Annotated in this window: 3 protein-coding genes; all 3 read left to right on the top strand. The window is 36.6% G+C overall.

The features are described from left to right. The first annotated feature begins 142 nt into the window (after window positions 1-142). The gene (locus H4J67_RS19865; protein ID WP_182204870.1) at window positions 143-346 is read left to right on the top strand and encodes a hypothetical protein; all 204 of its coding nucleotides are present in this window, start codon (window positions 143-145) and stop codon (window positions 344-346) included. Window positions 347-501: 155 nt separating this feature from the next. After that, entirely contained in the window at window positions 502-909 is a 408-nt protein-coding gene (locus H4J67_RS19860; protein ID WP_182204867.1) for a hypothetical protein, read from the top strand. Window positions 910-992: 83 nt separating this feature from the next. Continuing rightward, on the top strand, window positions 993-1400 hold the full coding sequence (locus H4J67_RS19855) for a hypothetical protein (protein ID WP_182204865.1): 408 nt from the start codon (window positions 993-995) through the stop codon (window positions 1398-1400). The last annotated feature ends 210 nt before the right edge of the window (window positions 1401-1610 follow it).

Here is a 1610-nt window from a genome sequence, read left to right as displayed (position 1 = left end):
TATCCGGTTTATGGTAATCTAAAAGTCGCATAACAAGGCATTCAAACGGACAAAAAACAGTTGGCTGTTTTCACTTCGTTCAACATTTTAGCCAACAATTTTTTGCCGCTTAATGTGGCGTTATACATAAAGGGGTAGTTTGGTGAAAATACCAGAAGCTGCATTAATTAGTAAATCCATGCGCTTATTTGCAATTGGCTTAATAATTGTTCTTCTTGGTGTGGCAATTAACAAAATTATTGGCTTCGTAAGTGCGGGTGTCATTGTTAGCTTTGTCGGTGCTTTTATTTTTGGGTTAGGGCTTCTAATTAGCTTCTTTGCCATAATCAAAAGTTGGTTTTCATAAGCTTAATATTTATCTAAACTATTGGTGGCAATTTTATGTATAACAAGCCATTCAAGCAGGACAAATAACAGTTGGCTATTTGCTCCTTCGTCGCTTATTTTAGCCAACAATTATTTGCCTCTTAATGGGGCGTTATAAGCCCTATAGGATCTTCGGTGAACTCTAAACTACTGGATTATAAATTAACTTTTACATTATCAATTTTAATGATGTATCCCGGAGTCGCTTTTCTTTTGGTTTCAAATCAGAGGATTGAAAAGCTTTTGGTTTTTACGCTTGCTGTACTTATTGGAGGCTTCCTTTTCTATCAAAGTTATAATATCTTTAAAAGCGTTCAAGGGTTCTTGAAAAGGTTTTTTATTTCAACATTTCTTGTTAGTGGTTCTTTATGTATTGTTGCAATCACACCTGAAGCTAAAAATGCATCCGCTGGTGCTTTTTTGTTTTTGTTTATTCCAAGTTTGTTTATATCAATCTATCTTTTGTACAAGTCCAAGCCTGCGTTAAAAGTTAAAGCATTGTACAAACGGGCATATAACAAGCCACTCAAGCAGGACAAATAACAGTTGGTTTTGTTCGCTTCGCTCTCTATTATAACCAACTATTATTTGCCTCTTAGTGGGGCGTTAGCTGTACAGGGACGGATATGTTGTTACGGATAGTTGAGGAGAATATTCAAAACGAATTTCCTTCCCTTCAATACTCTATGAATGAAAGCAATGATACTTTAATCATCAAAGGACCAAATGATCGTGTTGGGAATATTGAGATTGAAGATGATTTAGAGGAAATTATCGTAATGGTCGGTAATTTTACTCATTGGCATGCCGCATGTTACGACCAAACTATAAGTAAGGATGAAAGAGACAAACAGGTTTCGTCTGAAATCATTGATTTCTTACGAGATTTATTTTCCAATAAACTTATTCTCTGGGGTAGCCATCAAACCAGCGGTGGATTCTACAACATTGATCTTGCTCTTAATGAACAAGATTCACCTTGTGAGCCAAGTGAAGTTGAGCAGTATTTTTGGTCAGGTGAAAAGTACAGCTAACAAGTTACTCAAACGGACGCTAAACAGTTGGCTAGCGCTCGTTCCTCGCAATTTTAGCCAACAATTTATCGCCGCTTAGTAAGGCGTTATATTCCCTTGGAGAATGAGTGCATTATCTTCTTTTCTTTATCACAATTTTATCATTCAGTAGCATTGCGTCTGAAAGTCACACTGCCATTAAAGGGGGCTGTGAAGAAAGTGTGAGTGCAA

This window comes from Colwellia sp. BRX10-4, assembly GCF_014077465.1.
GTDB lineage: Bacteria > Pseudomonadota > Gammaproteobacteria > Enterobacterales > Alteromonadaceae > Colwellia_A.
The sequence above is the reverse complement of the archived record's forward strand: the minus strand, read 5'-3'. Positions and strand labels throughout refer to the sequence as shown.

Coding starts and splice junctions, on each gene's coding strand:
- H4J67_RS19855 (WP_182204865.1), top strand. CDS start 993: ATGTTGTTACGGATAGTTGAGGAGAATATTCAAAACGAATTTCCTTCC.